Below are 23,889 nucleotides of genomic sequence, written 5' to 3'. Positions count from 1 at the left end.
TTTATGCGCTCCCCCCCGTCATTTCCGCTAGTCCCATTGGACGATGTTGCCCCCGCGCAAACCCGTTTGAATAGCCCTACATAAAGTCTCCCCCGGCAGCCGCCGATGGGCGGCTCGGCCTGAAAAACGAGGAGTGCATCCATGGATATCCGTGGTCTGGGTTACGTCACCCTGTTATCCAGCGACCTGGCGCAATGGCGTCAGTACGCAAGCCAGGTGCTGGGCATGATGGTGGCCGGCAGCGATGACGATGAGCGTCTGTACCTGAAAATGGACGAACGCCATTACCGCATTCTGGTGGAGAAAAGTACTGAGAACGGCTTCGGTGCGTGCGGCTGGGAAGTGCCTGGCAAAGCGGCGCTTGAACACGCTGTCAGCGTTCTGGAACAAGCCGATGTACAAGTCATTCGCGGCACCGTGGCCCAGGCCGAGGTTCGCAAGGTCCAGGAACTGGTGCACTTCAGCGACCCGGATGGCAATCGCCACGAACTGTTCTGGGGACCTCTGCAGGACTTCGCACGCTTCGTCTCGCCGGTCGGGGTCAAGGGTTTCGTCACCAACGAATTGGGCATGGGCCACGTGGTACTGCCGGCACCGAGCTTCGAGCGTTGCCGGGACTTCTACGAGCAAGTGCTCGGTTTCGGTCTGTCCGACCTGATGAAAGTCCGCTTCACCCCGGACCCGGACGAGCCGCAAAAGCGCATCCACTTCCTGCACTGCAATAACGGCCGACACCATTCGCTGGCGATTTTCGAGTGCCCGATGCCCCACGGTTGCGTGCACATGATGGTCGAGGTCAACGCGCTGGACGAAGTCGGCCGCGCCCTCGATCGCGTACAGGCAAACGGCGTGAAACTGTCGGCCACCCTGGGCCAGCACACCAACGATCAGATGATTTCCTTCTACATCAAGACGCCGTCCGGGTTTGACCTGGAATACGGCTGCGATGGCCTTGTGGTGGATTGGGATCGCCACACACCTTTTGAAAGCACCGTGGTCAGCCACTGGGGCCACGACTTCAGTGTCGGTCGCCAATGAGGACGATGACGATGGACAAGCGAATGACCACGGCCGAGATGGTCGGCCAACTGCGTGACGGCATGACCATTGGCATCGGTGGCTGGGGGCCGCGGCGCAAACCCATGGCGTTGGTGCGGGAGATTCTGCGCTCGGGCCTCAAAGACCTCACCGTGGTCGCCTACGGTGGTGCGGATGTTGGCATGCTCTGCGCGGCCGGCAAGATCAAGAAGCTGGTGTTCGCCTTTGTTTCCCTGGATTTCATTCCACTGGAACCGTACTTCCGCAAGGCACGCCAAGAGGCGGCGCTGGAGGTGATGGAAATCGACGAAGGCATGCTCCTGCTCGGTCTGCGGGCCGCAGCGATGAATGTGCCATTTATTCCGACGGCAGTTGGCCTGGGCACCGATGTGCTGCGGCACAACCGGCAGATCAAATTGATTGCCTCGCCCTATGCCGACGGCAAGGACTGGGTCGCGATGCCGGCGCTCAAACTCGATGTGGCGCTGATTCACGTCGACCGTGCCGATGCGCGCGGGGTGTGCCAGATCAGCGGCCCCGATCACTACATGGACGACCTGTTCGTACGTGCCGCGACCCGCAGCTACGTGACCTGCGATGAACTGGTGGACAGCGAGTATTTCCATGCCGATGCCGGGCACGCGCACCAGGTGTTCTGGGAACGCAACCTGACCACCGCCGTGGCCCACGTGCCGGGCGGCGCGCATCCGTCTTCCTGCGCGCCGCTGTACGGTTTCGACGTGGCGCACTTCAAGGCTTACAACGCTTCGGCGCAGGCCGTCGATGGCTGGCAGGACTATGTCCGCAACTACGTCGACTGCACCCACGAACAGTATCTGGACAAGGTCGGCGGCCTGGCTGCGATCCGCCAACTGCCGTTGCCAATTTTCTGAGGGAGCCTTGCGATGAGCACTACCACTTACAGCCTTGCTGAACTGATGATTTGTGCGGCCTCCGAGACTTGGCGCGAAGACGGCGAAGTGTTGGCCAGCGGCATCGGGGTGATCCCGCGTGTGGCCGCATCGCTGGCGATGCTCAGCAGCAATCCGCAGCTGCTGATGACCGATTCTGAAGCCTACATGGTCGCCGAGCCGGTGCCGCTCGGCGCGCGCAACGGCTACCAGCCCAAGCGCGACAGCTGGATGGGTTTTTCGCGGATTTTCGATAACGTCTGGGGCGGCAAGCGTCATGCGCTGGTCGGCCCGACCCAGATCGACCGCTTCGGCCAGGCGAACATTTCGTGCATCGGTGACTACGCCAAGCCCAAGGCGCAAATGCTCGGCGTGCGCGGTTTTCCCGGCAACTCCATCAGCCACGCCAACTCCTTTTGCGTGCCCAGCCACAACCGTCGGGTGTTCGTCGAAGGCGAGGTCGATATGGTCGCCTCGGTCGGTTACAACCCGGCGCGCCTGGCACGTGGCTGGTCGCTGGACGAGATCGATATCCGCCTGATTATCACCGACCTCTGCGTCCTGGATTTCCAGGGGCCGCAATGGCAGATGCGGATTCGCTCGCTGCACCCCGGCGTGACGGTGGCTGAGGTTCAGGACAACACCGGGTTTGCTCTGCATGTGCCACAAGACTGCCCGACCACGGCTGCACCGAGCGTCGAGCAATTGCAGCTGATCCAGCGCCTGGACCCGCACAACCTGCGCGCCAGCCAGCTCAAAGACAACCCGCCAGGCCAACGCTGAGCGCCCCCGGTTTTGGAGAAAAGTGATGGCTGAATATAACGATAACAACCCGGCCGACGTGGTGCTTTACGAAGTGCGTGGCGTGGTGGCCCTGGTCACCATGAATCGCCCCGAGTACCACAACGCGCAGAACTCGCAGATGACCTATGCGCTGGACGCGGCGTTTCGCCGGGCCTGCGATGACGATGAGGTGAAAGTCATCGTGCTGCGTGGTGCCGGCAAGCATTTCTCCGCCGGGCATGACATCGGCACGCCGGGGCGCGACGTCGATCAGACCTTCGACCGCGCCAGCCTGTGGTACGACCATGTGAACAAGCCGGGCGGCGAGTTTCTCTACGCCCGAGAGCAGGAAGTCTATCTGGGCATGTGCCGCCGCTGGCGCGAAATGCCCAAGCCGACCATCGCTATGGTCCACGGCGCCTGCATCGCGGGCGGGCTGATGCTGGCCTGGGTCTGCGACCTGATCGTCGCCAGCGAGGATTCGTACTTCGCAGATCCGGTGGTGCGAATGGGCATTCCCGGGGTCGAGTACTTCGCCCATGTGCATGAGCTGAACTCGCGAATCGCCAAGGAGTTTCTGTTCCTCGGCGAGCGCATGCCGGCGGCGCGCGCCTACCAGATGGGCATGCTTAATCGGGTGGTTGCCCGCGATGAACTGGAACAGCAAACCCTCGACATCGCCGGACGCATCGCGCAGATGCCGCGTCTCGGTCTGCAACTGAGCAAGCAGGCAGTCAACAACGCCGAAGACCTGATGGGCAAGCGCGCGACCATGGACATGGTGTTTGGTCTGCATCACTTCGCCCATGCGCACAATGAACTGGTTTCGGGTGACCGACTCGGCGGATATGACGCCAAGGCCATGGCCCGTTCGCAACGCACCTCGGGCGGGGCGTGAGCATGGCGATCTCTTTGAATACCCGTCTGACCGAATTACTCGGCTGTCGCTACCCGATCATCCAGACCGCGATGGGCTGGGTTGCCGACCCGAAACTGGTGGCGGCCACGGGCAATGCCGGCGGCTTCGGTTTTCTCGCCGGGGCGACCATCGAGCCTCAGCGGATGGAGGCAGCGATCCTCGAAACCCGGCGTCTGACCGATCAGCCTTTCGGGGTCAATTTTCATATGTACCAGGCCAACGCCGCGGAGATCGTCGAACTGGTGCTGTGCCACAACGTCAGGGCGGTCAGCTACAGCCGCTCGCCCGGCAAGCAAATGATCAGCCGTCTGAAGGACGCCGGCGTGGTGTGCATCCCCACCGTTGGAGCCCTGAAGCACGCGCAAAAAGCCGTGGAAATGGGTGCCGATGCGGTCACCGTACAAGGCGGTGAAGGCGGCGGGCATACCGGGTCGGTGCCGACTTCGTTGCTGCTCGATCAAGTCGTCAACGCGGTCTCGGTGCCCGTGGTCGCCGCCGGTGGTTTCAAGGATGGTAAAGGCCTGGTCTCGGCCCTGGCCTACGGCGCCGAAGGCATCGCCATGGGCACGCGCTTTCTGATGTGCGCCGACAGTCCGGTGCCGCAGGCGACCCTGTCGCGTTACCTCGCGGTCAAGGACCCGGCGGCGATCATCATCAGTCGCGCCATCGACGGTATGCCGCAACGGATGATTCGCAACGAATTGCTCAACCAGCTTGAAGCGAGTGGTGGTTTCAAACGTTTGTTGTTGGCATTCCAGAGTGGCCTGGCGTACCGCCGCCACAGTGGCATGAGCCTGACGCAACTGCTCGGCAGTGTTTTGAAAATGCGCGGCAGCGGTGAGCTGACGGCCGCGCAAAGCATCATGGCCGCCAACGCGCCGATGGTGATTCAGAAAGCCATGGTCGACGGGTTGCCCGCCGAAGGTGTACTGCCCGCCGGACAGATCGCCGCGTCCATCGACAGCTTGCCCAGCTGCGCCCAATTGATTGAACAGATCGTCCGTGACGCCGAAGCGCGTCTGGGCGAGCTGTGCCGCCGTGTGTCGTGAAGGGGAAAGGCATGAAACCATTTAGCGTCAGTATCGATAACGGCATTGCCGAACTGGTGTTCAACCAGCCACCGGTCAACGCCTTCAATTGTCAGGGCTGGGCCGATATTGCCAGCGAGATCGAAGGCCTCGGTCGCGACGCCAGCGTGCGGGTGATCGTGATTCGCGCCGAAGGGCGCGGTTTCTGTGCCGGGGTCGACATCAAGGAACTGGCCGCCGACGGCAACCTGATCGTGGCGGTGAACAAAGGCAACTACGACAGCTTCAAGGCGATCCACCGCAATCCGAAACCGGTCATCGTCGCCGTACACGGCTTCGTTCTCGGCGGCGGCATCGGCATCTGCGGCGCGGCCGACATTCTGGTGGCCTCCGAGTGCGCCAGCTTCGGCGTGCCCGAGGTCGATCGCGGTGCCATGGGCGGCGGCGCGCATTTGCAGCGGCTGTTCCCGGTGCAGAAGGTCCGTCACATGTACTTCACCGGCGAGATGATCGACGCCGCCGAGGCCTGGCGCCTGGGTGCGGTAGAGCGTGTGGTCAAGCGCGAGGACTTGCGTGAGGCCGCGTTGCAGATCGCCCGCACCATCGCCGCCAAGAGCCCGGCCATGATCAGCCTCGCCAAAGAAGCGCTGAGCGGTATCGAAGACGGCAATCTGGAAGACAAATATCGCTGGGAGCAGGGCTTCACGCTCGAGGCCTATCGCTCACTGGACTCACAGGAAGCACGCGACTCGTTCGTCGAGAAGCGCGATGCCCACTTCAACGGCTGAAGGCACTCTCATGGACCTGACATACACCCCGGCCCAGCAGGCCTTTCGCGCCGAGGCGCGGGCCTGGCTGACGGCCAATGTACCCCGCGAACCGCTGCAATCATTCGACACCGAGCAAGGCTTTGCCGAGCACCGTGCCTGGGAAAACCGGCTTAACGACGGTCGCTGGGGCATGGTCACCTGGCCGATCGATCTCGGCGGGCGCGGTTGCGACTTGATCGAGTGGTTGATCTTCGAGGAGGAGTACTACCGCTCTGGCGCGCCTGCACGGGTTAACCAGAACGGCATCTTCCTGCTCGGCCCGACGCTGATGGAATATGGCAGCGACGAACAGAAAGCGCGCTTTTTGCCGCGTATGGCCACTGGCGAAGACATCTGGGCCCAGGCCTGGTCCGAGCCAGGCGCCGGCTCCGACATGGCGGCGATCCGCTCGAAGGCCGAACGGGTGGGCGACCATTACGTGATCAACGGCCAGAAAACCTGGTCGACTCGCGCAGTGTGGGCTGACTGGGTATTCGGCATTTTCCGCACCGACCCTCATTCGCAGCGCCATCAGGGCCTGACTTTTATTCTGCTGCCGCTCGACAGCCTGGGGATCACGGTACGGCCGATTCCTCAGCTCAATGGCTTGCCCGGGTTCGCCGAGATTTTCTTCGACGACGTCAAGGTTCCGGTGGAAAACGCGCTGGGCGGCGAGGGCATGGGTTGGCATGTGGCGATGTCCACCGCCGGGTTCGAGCGTGGTTTGCTGCTGCGTTCACCCGCACGATTTCAGGAAACCGCGCGGCGACTGGTGCAGCTGTACCTGGCCAACCGCGAGCAGGCTGACCGTGACCCGGCCATTGGTGAGTCGGTGATGCGCGCCTGGCTGGACGCCGAGGCTTACACCCTGAGCACCTACATGACCGCCTCGAAACTGGTGCAGGGCGGCAAGATCGGGCCGGAGTCTTCGACCAACAAAATCTTCTGGTCGGAACTCGATCAGCGCATGCACGACACCGCCATGAGCATTCTCGGCTTGCGTGGCGAGCTGCTGCCCGAAGCACCTGCTGCGGGCGATGTCGGCCATTGGCTGGAAGGTTTTCTGTTTGCCCAGGCCGGACCGATCTATGCCGGCACCAACGAGATCCAGCGCAACATCATTGCCGAACGCATGCTCGGCATGCCGCGTGCCTGAGGAATAGACCATGGACTTTAGTTTCAGCCGCGACCAGTTGCTGTTCCAGGACAACGTCAGGAGTTTTCTGATCAACGAGGTCACCCCGGAGCGCATTCGCGAACTGTGGCTTTGCGATAGCGGGCGCAGCGATCAGCTCTGGGCCCAATTGGTGGAGTTAGGCCTGACTGCGCTGACCGTTCCCGAAGAGCAAGACGGGATGGGTATGAATGAATTGGACTTCATTCTGCTCGCTCAGGAATGTGGTTATGCCGGTCTGCCCGAGCCGCTGGTGGAGACGATGCTGATCGGCGTACCGTTGCTCGCCGCCCTTGATGAAAGCCACGCGGCGCTCAAACAACACTGGTTGGCGCGTGTCGCCGAAGGCCACGCACGGTTGGCGATTGCCGAACCGGGCAACCCGCTGGTCAGCGATGCTCATGTCGCCGATTTGCTGTTGCTGGCTCATGGTGATGAGGTGCATGCGGTCGAACCTGGCGCGGTGCGCCTGACCCGCAATGTGTCGGTCGATCCCAGTCGTCAGCTGTTTCAGGTCGACTGGACGCCAACGTCCGCCACCTGCGTGGCCGCTGGCGAACAGGGCCGACGCTTGTGGGCTGCCGCGTTTAATCGTGGCGCGCTGGGCTGTGCTGCGCAAATGCTGGGGCTGGCCAAGCGCATGGTCGATCTCGCGGTGGATTACACCTTTGAGCGCAAACAGTTCGGCAAACCGGTGGGTTCGTTCCAGGCGGTCAAGCATTTGATGGCCAACGTCGCGGTGCAGATCGAGTTCGCCAAAGGGCCGCTGTATCGCGCCGCCTATGCACTGGCCGAGCAGCAACCGGGACAGGAAGTGCTGGTGTCCCATGCCAAATTGGCAACTTCGGAAGCCGCCATGCTCGCCGCGAAAAACACCATTCAGGCCCATGGCGCCATGGGGTACACCTGGGAAGTCGACCTGCACTTGTTCATGAAGCGCGCCTGGGCGCTGGACAAGGTCTGGGGTGACCGCGGCCATCATAAAGGGCGGATCCGCGCGGCCTTGTTCGACGGCAATCCAGCACTGGGTGCTGGAAAAACTTTCTGACGGCGACGGTGCCTGACGTCAACATTTACCCCGAGGTACACCATGCCTGAAGCCTATATTGTCGACGCCCTGCGCACGCCCACCGGGCGACGCAAGGGTGGTTTGAGCCAGATTCACGCAGCTGATCTGGGCGCCCACGTCTTGCGTGCGCTGGTCGAGCGCAACGACATCCCCGATGACGATTACGACGACGTGATCTTCGGCTGTGTCGACACCATCGGTCCGCTGGCCGGGGACATTGCCCGCACCTGTTGGCTGGCTGCCGGCCTGTCGCAGGCGGTACCCGGCACCACCATCGATCGCCAGTGCGGTTCGTCCCAGCAAGCGGTGCACTTTGCCGCCCAAGCGGTGATGAGCGGCACCCAGGATGTGGTCGTCGCCGGCGGCGTGCAAACCATGACCCAGATTCCTATTTCCTCAGCCATGATCGCTGCCGAACCGCTGGGCTTCAGTGATCCGTTCAGCGGCTCTGAAGGTTGGGTCCGGCGCTATGGTGCACAACCGCCGACTCAATTCCGTTCGGCGCAAATGATTGCCGAGAAGTGGGGGCTGTCCCGCGAACAACTGGAAGCCTATTCACTGGAGTCTCATCAGCGGGCATTGCGGGCCATCGAGCAAGGGCGGTTCAACCGGGAAATCGTGCCACTGGCCGGAGTCGTGCACGACGAAACGCCGCGCCAGACCAGCCTGGCGAAAATGGCCGAACTGGACGTTCTGTTTGGCTGCGACCGGGTGACCGCAGCAGTGTCCAGCCAGACCTGCGACGCGGCCAGCGCGATGCTGATCGTTTCTGAAACAGCACTCAAACGCTACGGACTGACACCGCGCGCGCGTATCCACCACCTCAGCGTGCGTGCCGAAGACCCGATCTGGATGCTCACCGCACCCATCCCGGCCACCGCTTATGCACTCAAGCGAGCCGGAATGAAGCTTGAAGACATCGACCGGGTGGAGATCAACGAAGCCTTCGCCTCGGTGGCCATGGCCTGGCTCAAGGAGACGGGTTATCCCCACGAACAGACCAACGTTAACGGCGGGGCGATTGCCCTCGGCCATCCGCTGGGCGCCACCGGCACCCGGTTGATGTGCACGTTGTTGCATGAACTGGAGCGCAGCGGGGGACGCTTCGGCTTGCAGACCATGTGCGAAGGCGGCGGCCAGGCCAATGTGACGATTATCGAACGCTTGTAAGCGATGTATTTGAAGGGAGCAGGAACATGAAAATCTGTGAGAACCGCGTAGTGATCATCACCGGTGCCGGCGGTGGTCTGGGCCGGGCCTACGCGCTGGCCTTCGCCGCCGAGGGCGCCAAAGTGGTGGTCAACGATATCAATCGTGAAGCGGCGCTGGCCGTGGTCGGCGAAATTCTTGGGCAGGGTGGAAGCGCCGTGGCCAACAGCAACGACATCACCCGTTACGACGATGCGGCGTTGATCGTGCGCCAGGCCATCGAAACCTTCGGCGGCCTGGACGTGGTGGTCAACAACGCCGGCATCTGTCGCGACCGCATGTTCGCCAGTCTCACCGAAGCCGACTGGGATGCGGTGGTGGCCGTGCACCTCAAAGGCCACTTCTGTATCGCCAGCCACGCCGCGCGTTACTGGCGCGAGCAGGCCAAGGGAGGTGCGCAGCTGAGTGCGCGGATCATCAATACCAGTTCCGGGGCCGGTTTGCAGGGCTCCATCGGTCAGTCCAACTATGCCGCTGCCAAGGCCGGTATCGCTGCGTTAACGCTGGTGCAGGCGGCCGAACTGGGTCGCTATGGCATAACCATCAACGCCCTGGCCCCGGCCGCGCGCACCGGTATGACCGAGCAAGTGTTCGCCGATACCATGAAAAAACCCGAAGAAGGCTTCGACTACTTCGCTCCGGAAAACGTTGCGCCGCTGGTGGTCTGGCTCGGCTCGCAAGCGTCCAGTGCGGTCAACGGGCAGATGTTCGAAGTCGAGGGCGGCAAGTTGTCGATTGCTGAAGGCTGGCGTAGAGGTCCGGAACTGGACAGGCAAGGGTGTTGGGCGGTGGGCGAGGTGGGTCAGGCGGTAGAGCAATTGATGGCCCGGGCGGTGCCCGCGGCGAAAGTGTACGGCAGCTGATTGGGCCGCCCTAAGGGGATCAAGCACTTGGTGCTTGGTCCTGTTTCTCGTTTTGGAGCTGCGCAAAACTATCCAAGGACTTCGGGATTGCCAATCCCTCTATATAGAAGGATTCGTTTGCTCTTCTATATAGAGAAGAAACGGGCTGTTTTCCGGCGTTCTGCAAGTGTTTGATAGAAAAGCGCAATTAAGGGTTGACGGCAGATTCTGGAAGTCTATAATTTGCCCCACTTCCGGCGCAGTCGAAACGGAAAACTCCTTGGTAAACAATGAGTTACGCAGTTTTCGACAGCGAGTTGCTTCAGGTCATCGAAGCCCAGAAGGAGTTGAAAGAGCGGGGTTGTTTGGCTCTTTTAACGATTCGATCTTCTCGGTCGAAAGCGGTGTAAAAGAGGTGTTGACAGCAGCGAGTAACGCTGTAGAATTCGCCTCCCGCTAACGAGAGATCGGAAGCACAAGTGGTTGAAGTTGCAAAGGAAACTTTGAAAACTTCGAAAAATAACCGCTTGACAGCAACAGAGGCTGCTGTAGAATGCGCGCCTCGGTTGAGACGAAAGATCTTAACCAACCGCTCTTTAACAACTGAATCAAGCAATTCGTGTGGGTGCTTGTGGAGTCAGACTGATAGTCAACAAGATTATCAGCATCACAAGTTACTCCGCGAGAAATCAAAGATGTAACCAACGATTGCTGAGCCAAGTTTAGGGTTTCTTAAAAACCCAAAGATGTTTGAACTGAAGAGTTTGATCATGGCTCAGATTGAACGCTGGCGGCAGGCCTAACACATGCAAGTCGAGCGGCAGCACGGGTACTTGTACCTGGTGGCGAGCGGCGGACGGGTGAGTAATGCCTAGGAATCTGCCTGGTAGTGGGGGATAACGCTCGGAAACGGACGCTAATACCGCATACGTCCTACGGGAGAAAGCAGGGGACCTTCGGGCCTTGCGCTATCAGATGAGCCTAGGTCGGATTAGCTAGTTGGTGAGGTAATGGCTCACCAAGGCGACGATCCGTAACTGGTCTGAGAGGATGATCAGTCACACTGGAACTGAGACACGGTCCAGACTCCTACGGGAGGCAGCAGTGGGGAATATTGGACAATGGGCGAAAGCCTGATCCAGCCATGCCGCGTGTGTGAAGAAGGTCTTCGGATTGTAAAGCACTTTAAGTTGGGAGGAAGGGCATTTACCTAATACGTAAGTGTTTTGACGTTACCGACAGAATAAGCACCGGCTAACTCTGTGCCAGCAGCCGCGGTAATACAGAGGGTGCAAGCGTTAATCGGAATTACTGGGCGTAAAGCGCGCGTAGGTGGTTTGTTAAGTTGGATGTGAAATCCCCGGGCTCAACCTGGGAACTGCATTCAAAACTGACAAGCTAGAGTATGGTAGAGGGTGGTGGAATTTCCTGTGTAGCGGTGAAATGCGTAGATATAGGAAGGAACACCAGTGGCGAAGGCGACCACCTGGACTGATACTGACACTGAGGTGCGAAAGCGTGGGGAGCAAACAGGATTAGATACCCTGGTAGTCCACGCCGTAAACGATGTCAACTAGCCGTTGGGAGCCTTGAGCTCTTAGTGGCGCAGCTAACGCATTAAGTTGACCGCCTGGGGAGTACGGCCGCAAGGTTAAAACTCAAATGAATTGACGGGGGCCCGCACAAGCGGTGGAGCATGTGGTTTAATTCGAAGCAACGCGAAGAACCTTACCAGGCCTTGACATCCAATGAACTTTCCAGAGATGGATTGGTGCCTTCGGGAACATTGAGACAGGTGCTGCATGGCTGTCGTCAGCTCGTGTCGTGAGATGTTGGGTTAAGTCCCGTAACGAGCGCAACCCTTGTCCTTAGTTACCAGCACGTAATGGTGGGCACTCTAAGGAGACTGCCGGTGACAAACCGGAGGAAGGTGGGGATGACGTCAAGTCATCATGGCCCTTACGGCCTGGGCTACACACGTGCTACAATGGTCGGTACAGAGGGTTGCCAAGCCGCGAGGTGGAGCTAATCCCAGAAAACCGATCGTAGTCCGGATCGCAGTCTGCAACTCGACTGCGTGAAGTCGGAATCGCTAGTAATCGCGAATCAGAATGTCGCGGTGAATACGTTCCCGGGCCTTGTACACACCGCCCGTCACACCATGGGAGTGGGTTGCACCAGAAGTAGCTAGTCTAACCTTCGGGAGGACGGTTACCACGGTGTGATTCATGACTGGGGTGAAGTCGTAACAAGGTAGCCGTAGGGGAACCTGCGGCTGGATCACCTCCTTAATCGACGACATCAGCTGCTCCATAAGCTCCCACACGAATTGCTTGATTCATTGAAGAAGACGATAAGAAGCAGCCCGAAATTGGGTCTGTAGCTCAGTTGGTTAGAGCGCACCCCTGATAAGGGTGAGGTCGGCAGTTCGAATCTGCCCAGACCCACCAATTTTGTGTGGGAACCTGTAGAAATACGGGGCCATAGCTCAGCTGGGAGAGCGCCTGCCTTGCACGCAGGAGGTCAACGGTTCGATCCCGTTTGGCTCCACCACTAACTGCTTCTGTTGTTGAAAGCTTAGAAATGAGCATTCCATCCTGGTGATGGTGAATGTTGATTTCTAGTCTTTGGCTAGATCGTTCTTTAAAAATTTGGGTATGTGATAGAAAGATAGACTGAACGTTACTTTCACTGGTAACGGATCAGGCTAAGGTAAAATTTGTGAGTTGCTCTTTATGAGCAAGCATCGAATTTTCGGCGAATGTCGTCTTCACAGTATAACCAGATTGCTTGGGGTTATATGGTCAAGTGAAGAAGCGCATACGGTGGATGCCTTGGCAGTCAGAGGCGATGAAAGACGTGGTAGCCTGCGAAAAGCTTCGGGGAGTCGGCAAACAGACTTTGATCCGGAGATGTCTGAATGGGGGAACCCAGCCATCATAAGATGGTTATCTTAAGCTGAATACATAGGCTTAAGAGGCGAACCAGGGGAACTGAAACATCTAAGTACCCTGAGGAAAAGAAATCAACCGAGATTCCCTTAGTAGTGGCGAGCGAACGGGGACTAGCCCTTAAGTGGCTTTGAGATTAGCGGAACGTTCTGGAAAGTACGGCCATAGTGGGTGATAGCCCTGTACGCGAAAATCTCTTAGTCATGAAATCGAGTAGGACGGAGCACGAGAAACTTTGTCTGAATATGGGGGGACCATCCTCCAAGGCTAAATACTACTGACTGACCGATAGTGAACTAGTACCGTGAGGGAAAGGCGAAAAGAACCCCGGAGAGGGGAGTGAAATAGATCCTGAAACCGTATGCGTACAAGCAGTGGGAGCCCACTTTGTTGGGTGACTGCGTACCTTTTGTATAATGGGTCAGCGACTTATTTTCAGTGGCGAGCTTAACCGAATAGGGGAGGCGTAGCGAAAGCGAGTCTTAATAGGGCGTCTAGTCGCTGGGAATAGACCCGAAACCGGGCGATCTATCCATGGGCAGGTTGAAGGTTGGGTAACACTAACTGGAGGACCGAACCGACTACCGTTGAAAAGTTAGCGGATGACCTGTGGATCGGAGTGAAAGGCTAATCAAGCTCGGAGATAGCTGGTTCTCCTCGAAAGCTATTTAGGTAGCGCCTCATGTATCACTGTAGGGGGTAGAGCACTGTTTCGGCTAGGGGGTCATCCCGACTTACCAAACCGATGCAAACTCCGAATACCTACAAGTGCCGAGCATGGGAGACACACGGCGGGTGCTAACGTCCGTCGTGAAAAGGGAAACAACCCAGACCGTCAGCTAAGGTCCCAAAGTTATGGTTAAGTGGGAAACGATGTGGGAAGGCTTAGACAGCTAGGAGGTTGGCTTAGAAGCAGCCACCCTTTAAAGAAAGCGTAATAGCTCACTAGTCGAGTCGGCCTGCGCGGAAGATGTAACGGGGCTCAAACCATACACCGAAGCTACGGGTATCACTTAGGTGATGCGGTAGAGGAGCGTTCTGTAAGCCTGTGAAGGTGAGTTGAGAAGCTTGCTGGAGGTATCAGAAGTGCGAATGCTGACATGAGTAACGACAATGGGTGTGAAAAACACCCACGCCGAAAGACCAAGGTTTCCTGCGCAACGTTAATCGACGCAGGGTTAGTCGGTCCCTAAGGCGAGGCTGAAAAGCGTAGTCGATGGAAAACAGGTTAATATTCCTGTACTTCTGGTTATTGCGATGGAGGGACGGAGAAGGCTAGGCCAGCTTGGCGTTGGTTGTCCAAGTTTAAGGTGGTAGGCTGGAATCTTAGGTAAATCCGGGATTCTAAGGCCGAGAGCTGATGACGAGTTACCCTTTGGGTGACGAAGTGGTTGATGCCATGCTTCCAAGAAAAGCTTCTAAGCTTCAGGTAACCAGGAACCGTACCCCAAACCGACACAGGTGGTTGGGTAGAGAATACCAAGGCGCTTGAGAGAACTCGGGTGAAGGAACTAGGCAAAATGGCACCGTAACTTCGGGAGAAGGTGCGCCGGTGAGGGTGAAGCATTTACTGCGTAAGCCCATGCCGGTCGAAGATACCAGGCCGCTGCGACTGTTTATTAAAAACACAGCACTCTGCAAACACGAAAGTGGACGTATAGGGTGTGACGCCTGCCCGGTGCCGGAAGGTTAATTGATGGGGTTAGCTAACGCGAAGCTCTTGATCGAAGCCCCGGTAAACGGCGGCCGTAACTATAACGGTCCTAAGGTAGCGAAATTCCTTGTCGGGTAAGTTCCGACCTGCACGAATGGCGTAACGATGGCGGCGCTGTCTCCACCCGAGACTCAGTGAAATTGAAATCGCTGTGAAGATGCAGTGTATCCGCGGCTAGACGGAAAGACCCCGTGAACCTTTACTATAGCTTTGCACTGGACTTTGAATTTGCTTGTGTAGGATAGGTGGGAGGCTTTGAAGCGTGGACGCCAGTTCGCGTGGAGCCAACCTTGAAATACCACCCTGGCAACTTTGAGGTTCTAACTCAGGTCCGTTATCCGGATCGAGGACAGTGTATGGTGGGTAGTTTGACTGGGGCGGTCTCCTCCTAAAGAGTAACGGAGGAGTACGAAGGTGCGCTCAGACCGGTCGGAAATCGGTCGTAGAGTATAAAGGCAAAAGCGCGCTTGACTGCGAGACAGACACGTCGAGCAGGTACGAAAGTAGGTCTTAGTGATCCGGTGGTTCTGTATGGAAGGGCCATCGCTCAACGGATAAAAGGTACTCCGGGGATAACAGGCTGATACCGCCCAAGAGTTCATATCGACGGCGGTGTTTGGCACCTCGATGTCGGCTCATCACATCCTGGGGCTGAAGCCGGTCCCAAGGGTATGGCTGTTCGCCATTTAAAGTGGTACGCGAGCTGGGTTTAGAACGTCGTGAGACAGTTCGGTCCCTATCTGCCGTGGACGTTTGAGATTTGAGAGGGGCTGCTCCTAGTACGAGAGGACCGGAGTGGACGAACCTCTGGTGTTCCGGTTGTCACGCCAGTGGCATTGCCGGGTAGCTATGTTCGGAATAGATAACCGCTGAAAGCATCTAAGCGGGAAACTAGCCTCAAGATGAGATCTCACTGGGACCTTGAGTCCCCTGAAGGGCCGTCGAAGACTACGACGTTGATAGGTTGGGTGTGTAAGCGCTGTGAGGCGTTGAGCTAACCAATACTAATTGCCCGTGAGGCTTGACCATATAACACCCAAGCAATTTGTGAACTCGAAAGAGGCCAGATTGCGGTGTGTGAAGACGAAACGAACCGAAAGTTCGAGATACTCACAAAACACCAAACTATCGCATACCCATTCGCTGGAGCGTGATCCGTAAGGAGAACGACCTGGCTACCGAATTTCTTGACGACCATAGAGCATTGGAACCACCTGATCCCATCCCGAACTCAGCAGTGAAACGATGCATCGCCGATGGTAGTGTGGGGTTTCCCCATGTGAGAGTAGGTCATCGTCAAGATTAAATTCCGAAACCCCTATCTGCGTATGCAGGTAGGGGTTTTGTTTTGCCTGAAGGAAAGTGCGAACGGACATTACCGGTACTTGATCACAATCCCTTTGAGTTTCCGACCTTCGATGGTTTTTACGTCGCGAGCCCACAGGGGACCGTTGACATAGGCGCCCACCGGTTGAATATGGTCGTAGACCACCACCACGGCATCGCCGCCGAGCTTGGCGGACTCTTCGCGTAGTTTTTCTTCTACCTGAGTGATGGGAGGAGCAGGCTCGACGCTGGCATCAATGAGCACCTCACCCAATCGGACGTGAGGGCGAAGAGGCTCGGTGCGCAGCACCACGACCTCGCTCGCGAGCGTCGGCGCGGGATGCTCCACGCCCACATAGGCAGTGGTCTGGGCGTCGACGGTGGCGCACCCACTCAGTGCGAGCAGAGTGGCGGTGAGCCCTCCAGCCAGCAGTGACAGTTTGAAACGAGTGGACCAAGGCACGTCATGGGAAGGCATAGTGGGGTTCCTCCGAACAATCCGCTGCTGTACGAGGTAGCGTGTTGACGGTAGCAGACAGTTCGGCAGTTGCCAGAAGCCCAACCTTTTCAGGTTGGGCTTTTTTCATGCCTTGAGAAAGTGAGTTTCACTGATCCTTTTCGCAATTCACCATCCACGACACACCAAACCGATCAACCAACATGCCGAAGCGAGTCGCCCAGAACGTGGTTTCCAGTGGCATTTCAACCTTGCCGCCGTCCGACAACGCAGAAAACACCCGTTCAGCCTCCGCAATGCTGTCGACATTCAGTGAAACCGAACAGCCGCTCATTTCGTCAGTAGGGCGATCAGGTGTTGTGTCCGAGCCCATGATCACCTGATCGCCCACCAGCAGGCGGGTGTGGATGATCAGGTTGTGGTAGTCCGCCGGAAAGTGTTCGCGCGCGGGGCTTTCGCCGAAGGTCATCATGACTTCGATCTGGCCTCGCAAACTTTGGGCATAGAAGGTGAAGGCGGCTTTGCAATCGCCGTTGAAGATCAGATAGGGATTGATTTTCATGCTTTGCTCCCGGTTACGAAGAGGCGAAGAGAGGCGGAATTCACCTCAGGCTCCGCATTGATTGGGCTCCCATTAGCAAAGCGTTAGATGTCGTGATTGGCGGGAATTGTTTAGATGTTTTTTCTATTGAAGCGACGTGGCTTATGGCTTCCGGCGCCTAGGTGTCGATCCACGGTCACGGGGATATCATCCTGGGTCCTCAAGCTACTGCGCGTGGAACCGAAGGGCGCAGCAAACGCTCGATGGCACCGCTGACCAGGTTTTCCAGCAGCTCATCTCGCTCCGCTTCACTCAGCGTATGCTGCGCCAGCCAATTGGGCGCGCTGTTGAGTAAGTTGGCGATCGCATGCCCGGCGGCCAATAAGCCTTGTTCACTGAACCGCGATCGGACCCCGAGCATCAGCAGCAACTTGCGCTCGTATTGCTCGCGCAACTGCCGAACCCGTTCCTGTTGCTCTTCATTCAGGCAGCCGCTGTCACGCTCTGCCAGACGAAAATGCCAGGGCATCTCCTGATGCAGGTTCAAATGCGCTCGGATAAGGGCATGGAGCTTGTCACGTTTTGCCGGCGCCTTTTGCTCGATCCGCCCCAAGGTTGCCAACAGCTCTTCGTAGAACTCTTCGATCAGGTCGAGCAGCAAGTGCTGTTTGCTGGGGTAATGGTGATACAACGAGCCGGGAGCGAGCCCCAGGCAGGTCGCGAGCTCACGCATGCCGACCTGTCCGAAACCTTTGCAGGCGAACAGCTCCAGCACCTTGTCCCGGTACTCGGCAAAGCGCGAGCAACGCTCAGGCATAGGCATGGAAGCCACGCCCCGTTTTGCGCCCCAGGTAACCGGCGGCGACCATTTCCTTGAGCAGTGGAGCAGGACGGTACTTGCTATCGTTGAAGCCGTCGTAGAAGGCTTCGAGGATCGCCAGCACGGTGTCCAGGCCGATCAGGTCCGCCAACGCCAACGGCCCGATCGGCTGATTGCAGCCCAGGCGCATGCCGGCGTCAATGTCTTCGGCGCTGGCCAGGCCTTCCTGAAACACCAGGATCGCTTCGTTGATCATCGGCACCAAAATCCGGTTGACCACGAACCCCGGACGGTTGCCCGCGGTGATCGCGGTTTTACCGAGAGTGGTCGCCATGTCCAGCGCCAGGGCGTGGGTGGCGTCGCTGGTTTGCAAACCGCGAATCACCTCGATCAGGCCCATCACCGGCACCGGGTTGAAGAAGTGCAGACCGATGAAGCGCTCAGGCTGGCTCACGCTGGCAGCGAGTTGGGTGATGGACAGCGAAGACGTGTTGGAGGCAATCACGCAATCGTCGCTGACCTGCGCGGCGATCTGTTGCAGCACGCGCAGTTTCAGCTCGAGGTTTTCGGTCGCGGCTTCGATCACCAGTTGCACGTTCTGCAGGCTGCTGTAATCGGTGCTGGTGCAGATCTTGTCGAGGGCGGCGAGCTTTTGCTCTTGCGTCAGCGTTTCCTTGGCAACCTGCCGATCGAGGTTTTTGCCTACGGTTGCGATGGCTTTTTGCAGGGCGGTCTCGGAGATGTCGAGCAAGGTCACGTTAAAACCGGCCAAGGCGCAGACTTGCGCGATGCCATTGCCCATGGTGCCAGCGCCGATCACGCCAATGTTTTGCAGATTCATGCTTTGTCCTTCCGATCAAACCCCGCGATACCTTGGCCGCCGTAGTGGCCGAAGGCGTACTATTGGCCGCGAGTCTAGAGCCGGCAGGGCGGTTGTCCTATGCCGAAACTGTTCAACGGCACTGGTGTTTTTTGCCATTCGGGTGATGGGGAGAGAAGCGTTCACATGCGGGAAAAGGACTCGGTTTCCGCCTACTTCGTGCAGGCAATGATCCATGGGCTGGGGGAGGATCCGCATCGTCTGAGGGCTGCGCTGGAACAGGCGGGCATCGACCCGGCGTTGATAGAGCAGCCCACCGCGCGCGTGCCGGCGAGCGCGTTTGCCGCGTTGTGGCTGATCCAGATCCGCGAGCTCAACGATGAATTCTTCGGGCTCGACTCCCATGGCATGCTGCCGGGCAGTTTCGCCCTGATCTGCCGGGCATTGATTCAGGAACCTGACCTGCACAAAGCGATGCGCCAGTGCCTGGTCAATTTCGCGCTGTTCCTCCACGACTTTCGCGGCACGCTGACGGTGCGCGGCAAACGTGCGGTGATCAGCTTGCAGAACCACTCGCCAAATAGCGACGTCAGCCGTTTGGGCGAGGAGACGTTTCTGGTGTTGATGATCAGTTTGCTGTGCTGGCTGGGTGGGCGGCGCATCCCTATCGATCGCGCACACTTTCGACATGAGCGAGTGTCACTCAGTGATGACCGTTTGCTCTGGGGACCAAACCTGACCTTTGGTGCAGAGCGTACTGAAATCGAATTCGCCAGCCACTACCTGCGTCTGCCGGTGGTTCAGGATCTGGCCTCACTGAAAGTGTTTTTGCGCACCGCGCCGCAATGGCTGGTGATCCGTTTTCGCAATCAGCACGGTCTGGCGTCGCAGGTCCACCAGCGCTTGCGTAGCAGCCATTACAGCCAATGGCCGACCTTGCAGGCCTTCGCCCTGGAACAGCACCTGAGCCCCAGCACCTTTCGCCGTAAACTCGAACGGGAAGGGTGTTCGTATCAGGAGATCAAGGACGAGGTGCGGCGTGGCGTTGCCTTCGAACAGCTGCGCCAGAGCCGAGCGAGCATCAGTGACATTGCCGAGCAGCTTGGCTTTCAGGAACCGAGTGCGTTCCATCGGGCGTTCAAGAAGTGGACGGGGGAAAGTCCGGGACGGTATCGGGCGAGGTATCAGGGGGAGCTCACGGAGTGAACCCTGTTCTCGATCGTTTCACCTCGTTACTCGACCAGGCGAGACGCGCCTTGCTGCTGGTCTGGGCAACGTCTCGCGGACTGTTCCTGGGCTTGGTGCTGGCGACGCTGATCGCCGGTGTACTCCCGGCACTGGCCGCCTGGTTGGGCCAGCGTATTGTCGATGCGGTGGTCACCGCCATGCAGTTGCACGCACAACAGGGCAGTGCGCCGTTGTGGCCGGTCGTGCGTTATGTGCTGTTTGAAGCGGGCGTGCTCGCGTTGCTGTCCGGGGCTCAGCGAGCGCTGTCGGTCCAGCAATCGCTGTTGCGGGTGCAGTTGGGGCAAAAGGTCAACACAATGATCCTGGAGAAGGCCCAGACGTTATCGTTGGTGCAGTTCGAGAATTCGGAGTTCTACGACAAGCTGGTTCGGGTGCGCCGCGAGGCTTCGACCCGGCCGTTGGCGCTGGTGATGAAGTCGTTGGGGCTGATTCAGAATCTGATCGTGTTGATCAGCTTCGGTGTGTTACTGGTGCATTTTTCGCCTTGGGCGCTGGTGCTGCTGGTGGTCGGTGCACTACCTGTATTCTTTGCCGAAGCGCATTTTTCCGGTGATGCGTTCAGACTGTTCACTCGCCGCGCGCCGGAGAGTCGGCAGCAGACTTACATCGAGACGCTGCTCTCCCACGAGGGCTACATCAAAGAGGTCAAACTGTTCGGTTTCGCGCCGCTGCTGTTGAAGCGTTATCGCGAGACGTTCGCGCGTCTCTATGCCGAAGACCGGCGCCTGACATTACGTCGGGATGGCTGGGGATTTGTCCTCGGTCTACTGGGCACCGGCGCATTTTATCTGGCGTATGCCTGGGTGGTGGTCGATACCGTGCATGGCAACATCAGCCTCGGGCAGATGACCATGTACCTGGTGCTGTTCAAGCAGGGACAGACGGCAGTAAGCAGCAGCCTGAGTGCCATCAGCGGTCTCTACGAAGATGGCCTTTACCTCTCCAGTCTCTATGAATACCTGGCCGAGCCTGTTGTGGCGGATACCGGCAACCTCACCGTGGGCGCGGTCCCCGGCGATGGCCTGCGTTTCGAGAACGTCGGTTTCCGTTATCCGGGTGCCAGTCGCGCCGCGCTGGAAGGCATCGATCTTCACCTTGTGCCCGGGCACAGTGTGGCGTTGGTGGGGGAGAACGGTTCGGGCAAGACCACGCTGATCAAATTACTGACGCGGCTGTACCGTCCTGATCAGGGCCGAATCCTGCTGGACGGCAGCGATCTGCAAGCGTGGGAAGAAGACACGCTGCGGCGGCGCATTGGGGTGATTTTTCAGGACTACATCCGCTACCAATTTTCCGTCGGCGAGAACATCGGCGTCGGTGACACGCTGGCGTTCAACGATGAACTGCGCTGGCAGGAGGCCGCCGCCGAAGGCATGGCCGCGCCCTTCATCGAGGGACTGGATCGAGGGTATGCCACGCAATTGGGGCGGTGGTTCGCCGGGGGCCAGGAGCTGTCCGGTGGGCAATGGCAGAAGATCGCGTTGTCGCGCGCCTACATGCGGCGCAACGCCGATATCCTGATTCTGGATGAGCCAACCTCGGCACTCGACCCTGCGGCGGAAGCAGCGGTGTTCGAGCATTTCAGTGAGCACAGCGAAGGCCGGATGACGTTGCTGATCTCTCACCGGTTTTCCAGTGTGCGCAATGCGGACCACATCATCGTGCTGGACCAGGGCGCGATCCTTGAGCGGGGCGATCACGACAGTCTGGTGGCCGCGGGCGGGCGCTATGCGCAGTTGTTTGATTTGCAGGCCCGCGGTTACCGATAGACCTCAAGACTCCCAAGAAACCCGAGTTACCGTCGGCCCGGCCATTTGTGTTGGTTTTGTTTTCATCAAGCCGTCGAGTGCCTGGCGATACTGGGTACCGCCCAGGCTCATGCTGTTGTTGTGCGTGCCGCCGGGCACCAACAACAGCCGCTTGGGTTCGTTGGCGGCATTGAACAACTGCTGGCTGAATCGCGATGGCATGAACGGGTCGGCCAGGCCATGGACCACCAGCAACGGCATGTTGATGTCGACGATCTTGTCGATGGAATCGAATTTCTGCGACAGCAGCCAGCGCACCGGCAACCATTTCACTGGCAGGTTGCTGTCGGCCACTTGCGCCACGGCATCGCCCAGCGAGGTGAAGGTGGACTCAATTACCAGACCGCGCACCGGCACCACGCCATGGTCCTTTTTCGCCTGTGCGGCCAGATCTGCCGCCAGGTCGATGGCCACCGCGCCGCCCAGTGAGTGGCCGTAGATCAGGCGCTTGTTGGCGTCCGGTTGCATCTTGGTGAAGCGCTCCCAGGCGGCTCGGGCGTCTTCGTAAACACTGGCTTCCGAGGGCAGGTCACCCTTGCTCTGGCCAAACCCGCGGTAGTCGATGGCCAGCACCGAATAACCCATCGCGCGCAATTGCTCGATGCGGAACGCCTGGCCCGTCAGGTTCCAGCGCACGCCATGCAGGTAGAGGATCGACGGCGCATCGCGACGCGCAGCCGGCCACCACCAGGCATGCAGGTTTTGCCCGGCCTTGAAGCTGGCAGGCTTGATGTCGAATTCCTGAACGTCCTGTGGCAGGCCGCGATACCAACCAGCGTTGCCCGGCTCGATGCGAAACAGCAACTCACGCTCGGTGTACTTGAGCACGCCGCAGCTCACCGGCAAGCCGACGATCAGCACGGCCATGCACAGTAGCGGCAGCCAGCGTCGGCCCAGGCGGCTCATCAAATTCGAAAACATGCAGAGGTCCGGAGGATGAAAAGGAAAGCTCCGGTTTTAACAGAAGCATGAGGAAAGGTGGGGATAAATTCGACAGTCGTATGAATGGCCCGGCGCAGTGCCGGGCGATGACTTACTGGCAACTACCACCCTTATGGTGCGAGCCGGTGCCGCCGACGGGGTGCGTGCCTTTAGGGCATGCCTGGGCCATCAGTGGGCTGGTGCAAAGAATAACGAGCAGGGTAAGCAGAGATAGTTTTTTCATGGATCCTCCGTGATAGCCACTACGCGTGGTGTCGTAATGATATCACTCCGTTCCGGTTCGGCGGTGCTGCTCAGGGCCTCATCGCGAGCAAGCTCGCTCCCACAGTGGACCGTGTACTCCTGTGGGAGCGAGCTTGCTCGCGATGAGGCCATTTCTGCCCACACATCTTCAAAGCCGTGCGCAAAGCCACTCGTCTTTGCTTCAGCGCCCACTCAACAAAAAAGATTGAATAATCACATAGAATGTTATTTAAATAACAAAACAACAGCGCCAGCGTCAGTCTGGCAAGCCGTATCAAGGTGGGATAGCAATGAGCAAGATCGCAGTCATCGGCAGCAACATGGTGGACCTGATCACCTACATCGATCGCATGCCGGCCCAGGGCGAGACGCTTGAGGCGCCGGGGTTTGCTCTCGGTTGTGGCGGCAAGGGAGCCAATCAGGCGGTTGCCGCCGCCAAGCTTGGGGCTGATGTGTTGATACTCACCAAGGTCGGCGATGACCTGTTTGCCGACAACACCTTGGCCAACTTCCAGCGCTTTGGCATCGACACCCGTTACGTTCAGCGCGTGCCCGGCGTGTCCAGCGGTGTGGCGCCGATCTTCGTTCAGGCCGACTCCCACAACAGCATCCTCATCATCAAAGGCGCCAACGATCATCTCCTCCGTGCGGATATCGACGCGGCCGCGCAGGCGTTGCGCGAGTGCTCGCTGATCGTTCTGCAGCTCGAAATCAACGTCGACACCGTTTACTACGCCATCGAGTTCGGCCGCGCACACAACATTCCGGTGCTGCTCAACCCGGCGCCGGCCTTGTCAGGCCTGAGTCGTGAACACCTGGCGCAACTGGATTTCCTGGTGCCCAACGAGTCCGAGCTGGCCTTGATTACGGGCCAGACCGTGGACTCGCCGGAGTCGGCCCATAAAGCCGCCCAGACATTGGTCGCCAGCGGCATCCGCCACGTCATCGTGACCCTCGGCCAGCAAGGCGCGCTGTACGTCGGCGAGGAGGGCGAGTTTCAGATTCCCGGCCTGTCGGTTGCCGCGCGCGACACCACCGGAGCAGGAGACGCCTTCATCGGTTGCTTCATTCATCACTGGAGTCGCGATCGCGATATCCGCGCCGCCATGACCCAGGCCGTGGCGTATTCCGCCTGCTCAGTCACAGGCCTGGGCACTCAGACGTCCTACCCGGACGCCCACGCATTCGCTGAATTCCAGCGCAGCCTCGACGCCTGACGTTGAGGTGATTCAACTGC

General features: G+C 58.8%; 18 protein-coding genes, 2 tRNA genes and 3 rRNA genes. 18 read left to right on the top strand and 5 right to left on the bottom strand.

Going from position 1 to position 23,889, the window contains the following annotated elements:
- The first annotated feature begins 141 nt into the window (after positions 1–141).
- The 15 genes from ACA059_RS20485 (at position 142) to rrf (ending at position 15,749) form a co-directional block, all read left to right on the top strand.
- On the top strand, positions 142–1,038 hold the full coding sequence (locus ACA059_RS20485; RefSeq protein WP_497630763.1) for a VOC family protein: 897 nt from the start codon (positions 142–144) through the stop codon (positions 1,036–1,038).
- Between the two features lie 11 nt (positions 1,039–1,049).
- Positions 1,050–1,931: a CoA transferase subunit A gene (locus ACA059_RS20480; protein ID WP_497630762.1), complete on the top strand. Its 882-nt coding sequence runs from the start codon at positions 1,050–1,052 to the stop codon at positions 1,929–1,931.
- A 12-nt stretch (positions 1,932–1,943) separates the two neighbouring features.
- The gene (locus ACA059_RS20475) at positions 1,944–2,732 is read left to right on the top strand and encodes a CoA-transferase subunit beta (protein ID WP_497630761.1); all 789 of its coding nucleotides are present in this window, start codon (positions 1,944–1,946) and stop codon (positions 2,730–2,732) included.
- A 25-nt stretch (positions 2,733–2,757) separates the two neighbouring features.
- Complete coding sequence (locus ACA059_RS20470) at positions 2,758–3,630, top strand: enoyl-CoA hydratase (protein ID WP_497630760.1); 873 nt, start codon at positions 2,758–2,760, stop codon at positions 3,628–3,630.
- Positions 3,631–3,632: 2 nt separating this feature from the next.
- Positions 3,633–4,700, top strand: coding sequence for an NAD(P)H-dependent flavin oxidoreductase (locus ACA059_RS20465; protein ID WP_497630759.1), 1,068 nt, complete (start codon positions 3,633–3,635; stop codon positions 4,698–4,700).
- Positions 4,701–4,711: 11 nt separating this feature from the next.
- A complete protein-coding gene (locus ACA059_RS20460) occupies positions 4,712–5,467 on the top strand; it encodes an enoyl-CoA hydratase family protein (RefSeq protein ID WP_046049769.1) in 756 nt (251 codons plus the stop codon).
- 10 nt (positions 5,468–5,477) lie between these two features.
- Complete coding sequence (locus ACA059_RS20455; RefSeq protein WP_497634702.1) at positions 5,478–6,644, top strand: acyl-CoA dehydrogenase family protein; 1,167 nt, start codon at positions 5,478–5,480, stop codon at positions 6,642–6,644.
- A 10-nt stretch (positions 6,645–6,654) separates the two neighbouring features.
- Positions 6,655–7,710 carry an acyl-CoA dehydrogenase family protein gene (locus ACA059_RS20450; RefSeq protein WP_497630758.1) on the top strand — a complete coding sequence of 352 codons (1,056 nt, stop codon included), beginning with the start codon at positions 6,655–6,657 and terminating at the stop codon, positions 7,708–7,710.
- A gap of 42 nt (positions 7,711–7,752) precedes the next feature.
- On the top strand, positions 7,753–8,901 hold the full coding sequence (locus tag ACA059_RS20445; RefSeq protein WP_497630757.1) for an acetyl-CoA C-acetyltransferase: 1,149 nt from the start codon (positions 7,753–7,755) through the stop codon (positions 8,899–8,901).
- A 26-nt stretch (positions 8,902–8,927) separates the two neighbouring features.
- Complete coding sequence (locus ACA059_RS20440) at positions 8,928–9,803, top strand: SDR family oxidoreductase (RefSeq protein WP_497630756.1); 876 nt, start codon at positions 8,928–8,930, stop codon at positions 9,801–9,803.
- Positions 9,804–10,534: 731 nt separating this feature from the next.
- A 16S ribosomal RNA gene (locus ACA059_RS20435) occupies positions 10,535–12,073 on the top strand.
- A gap of 82 nt (positions 12,074–12,155) precedes the next feature.
- Positions 12,156–12,232, top strand: a tRNA-Ile gene (locus ACA059_RS20430).
- 27 nt (positions 12,233–12,259) lie between these two features.
- Positions 12,260–12,335: transfer RNA gene (locus ACA059_RS20425), tRNA-Ala, on the top strand.
- A 249-nt stretch (positions 12,336–12,584) separates the two neighbouring features.
- A 23S ribosomal RNA gene (locus ACA059_RS20420) occupies positions 12,585–15,476 on the top strand.
- Positions 15,477–15,633: 157 nt separating this feature from the next.
- A 5S ribosomal RNA gene (rrf, locus tag ACA059_RS20415) occupies positions 15,634–15,749 on the top strand.
- Together the 16S, 23S and 5S rRNA genes with 2 tRNA genes alongside form the textbook arrangement of a ribosomal RNA operon.
- A 73-nt stretch (positions 15,750–15,822) precedes the next feature.
- Here the strand turns inward: rrf and ACA059_RS20410 are convergent.
- From ACA059_RS20410 to ACA059_RS20395, 4 genes are all read right to left on the bottom strand, one after another.
- A complete protein-coding gene (locus ACA059_RS20410) occupies positions 15,823–16,251 on the bottom strand; it encodes a YajG family lipoprotein (RefSeq protein WP_497630755.1) in 429 nt (142 codons plus the stop codon).
- 127 nt (positions 16,252–16,378) lie between these two features.
- Positions 16,379–16,792 (bottom strand): VOC family protein, encoded by a 414-nt coding sequence (locus tag ACA059_RS20405; RefSeq protein ID WP_497630754.1) that lies wholly within the window; start codon positions 16,790–16,792, stop codon positions 16,379–16,381.
- Between the two features lie 199 nt (positions 16,793–16,991).
- Complete coding sequence (locus ACA059_RS20400; RefSeq protein ID WP_497630753.1) at positions 16,992–17,594, bottom strand: TetR/AcrR family transcriptional regulator; 603 nt, start codon at positions 17,592–17,594, stop codon at positions 16,992–16,994.
- Entirely contained in the window at positions 17,581–18,432 is an 852-nt protein-coding gene (locus ACA059_RS20395) for a 3-hydroxybutyryl-CoA dehydrogenase (RefSeq protein WP_497630752.1), read from the bottom strand. The genes ACA059_RS20400 and ACA059_RS20395 overlap by 14 nt, the downstream gene beginning before the upstream one ends.
- A gap of 165 nt (positions 18,433–18,597) precedes the next feature.
- Between ACA059_RS20395 and ACA059_RS20390 the strand changes: the two genes are divergently transcribed.
- The gene (locus tag ACA059_RS20390) at positions 18,598–19,617 is read left to right on the top strand and encodes an AraC family transcriptional regulator (protein WP_497630751.1); all 1,020 of its coding nucleotides are present in this window, start codon (positions 18,598–18,600) and stop codon (positions 19,615–19,617) included.
- Positions 19,614–21,428, top strand: coding sequence for an ABC transporter ATP-binding protein (locus ACA059_RS20385; RefSeq protein ID WP_497630750.1), 1,815 nt, complete (start codon positions 19,614–19,616; stop codon positions 21,426–21,428). Before ACA059_RS20390 ends, ACA059_RS20385 begins: the two co-directional genes overlap by 4 nt.
- Positions 21,429–21,431: 3 nt before the next feature.
- On the opposite strand, the gene ACA059_RS20380 is transcribed toward ACA059_RS20385, so the two are convergent.
- Positions 21,432–22,388 (bottom strand): alpha/beta hydrolase, encoded by a 957-nt coding sequence (locus ACA059_RS20380; RefSeq protein WP_497630749.1) that lies wholly within the window; start codon positions 22,386–22,388, stop codon positions 21,432–21,434.
- A gap of 554 nt (positions 22,389–22,942) precedes the next feature.
- Between ACA059_RS20380 and rbsK the strand changes: the two genes are divergently transcribed.
- Entirely contained in the window at positions 22,943–23,869 is a 927-nt protein-coding gene (gene rbsK, locus ACA059_RS20375) for a ribokinase (RefSeq protein WP_497630748.1), read from the top strand.
- The last annotated feature ends 20 nt before the right edge of the window (positions 23,870–23,889 follow it).

The sequence above is a fragment of the Pseudomonas sp. LBUM1647 genome, assembly GCF_059716175.1.
Note: the sequence above shows the minus strand (reverse complement) of the source record. Positions and strands in the feature narration are given on the sequence as shown.

Excerpts from the sequence above, each read along its gene's own strand:
- ACA059_RS20485 (WP_497630763.1), top strand. The coding sequence starts at position 142 with ATGGATATCCGTGGTCTGGGTTACGTCACCCTGTTATCCAGCGACCTG.
- ACA059_RS20480 (WP_497630762.1), top strand. The coding sequence starts at position 1,050 with ATGGACAAGCGAATGACCACGGCCGAGATGGTCGGCCAACTGCGTGAC.
- ACA059_RS20475 (WP_497630761.1), top strand. The coding sequence starts at position 1,944 with ATGAGCACTACCACTTACAGCCTTGCTGAACTGATGATTTGTGCGGCC.
- ACA059_RS20470 (WP_497630760.1), top strand. The coding sequence starts at position 2,758 with ATGGCTGAATATAACGATAACAACCCGGCCGACGTGGTGCTTTACGAA.
- ACA059_RS20465 (WP_497630759.1), top strand. The coding sequence starts at position 3,633 with ATGGCGATCTCTTTGAATACCCGTCTGACCGAATTACTCGGCTGTCGC.
- ACA059_RS20460 (WP_046049769.1), top strand. The coding sequence starts at position 4,712 with ATGAAACCATTTAGCGTCAGTATCGATAACGGCATTGCCGAACTGGTG.
- ACA059_RS20455 (WP_497634702.1), top strand. The coding sequence starts at position 5,478 with ATGGACCTGACATACACCCCGGCCCAGCAGGCCTTTCGCGCCGAGGCG.
- ACA059_RS20450 (WP_497630758.1), top strand. The coding sequence starts at position 6,655 with ATGGACTTTAGTTTCAGCCGCGACCAGTTGCTGTTCCAGGACAACGTC.
- ACA059_RS20445 (WP_497630757.1), top strand. The coding sequence starts at position 7,753 with ATGCCTGAAGCCTATATTGTCGACGCCCTGCGCACGCCCACCGGGCGA.
- ACA059_RS20440 (WP_497630756.1), top strand. The coding sequence starts at position 8,928 with ATGAAAATCTGTGAGAACCGCGTAGTGATCATCACCGGTGCCGGCGGT.
- ACA059_RS20410 (WP_497630755.1), bottom strand. The coding sequence starts at position 16,251 with ATGCCTTCCCATGACGTGCCTTGGTCCACTCGTTTCAAACTGTCACTG.
- ACA059_RS20405 (WP_497630754.1), bottom strand. The coding sequence starts at position 16,792 with ATGAAAATCAATCCCTATCTGATCTTCAACGGCGATTGCAAAGCCGCC.
- ACA059_RS20400 (WP_497630753.1), bottom strand. The coding sequence starts at position 17,594 with ATGCCTATGCCTGAGCGTTGCTCGCGCTTTGCCGAGTACCGGGACAAG.
- ACA059_RS20395 (WP_497630752.1), bottom strand. The coding sequence starts at position 18,432 with ATGAATCTGCAAAACATTGGCGTGATCGGCGCTGGCACCATGGGCAAT.
- ACA059_RS20390 (WP_497630751.1), top strand. The coding sequence starts at position 18,598 with ATGCGGGAAAAGGACTCGGTTTCCGCCTACTTCGTGCAGGCAATGATC.
- ACA059_RS20380 (WP_497630749.1), bottom strand. The coding sequence starts at position 22,388 with ATGTTTTCGAATTTGATGAGCCGCCTGGGCCGACGCTGGCTGCCGCTA.
- rbsK (WP_497630748.1), top strand. The coding sequence starts at position 22,943 with ATGAGCAAGATCGCAGTCATCGGCAGCAACATGGTGGACCTGATCACC.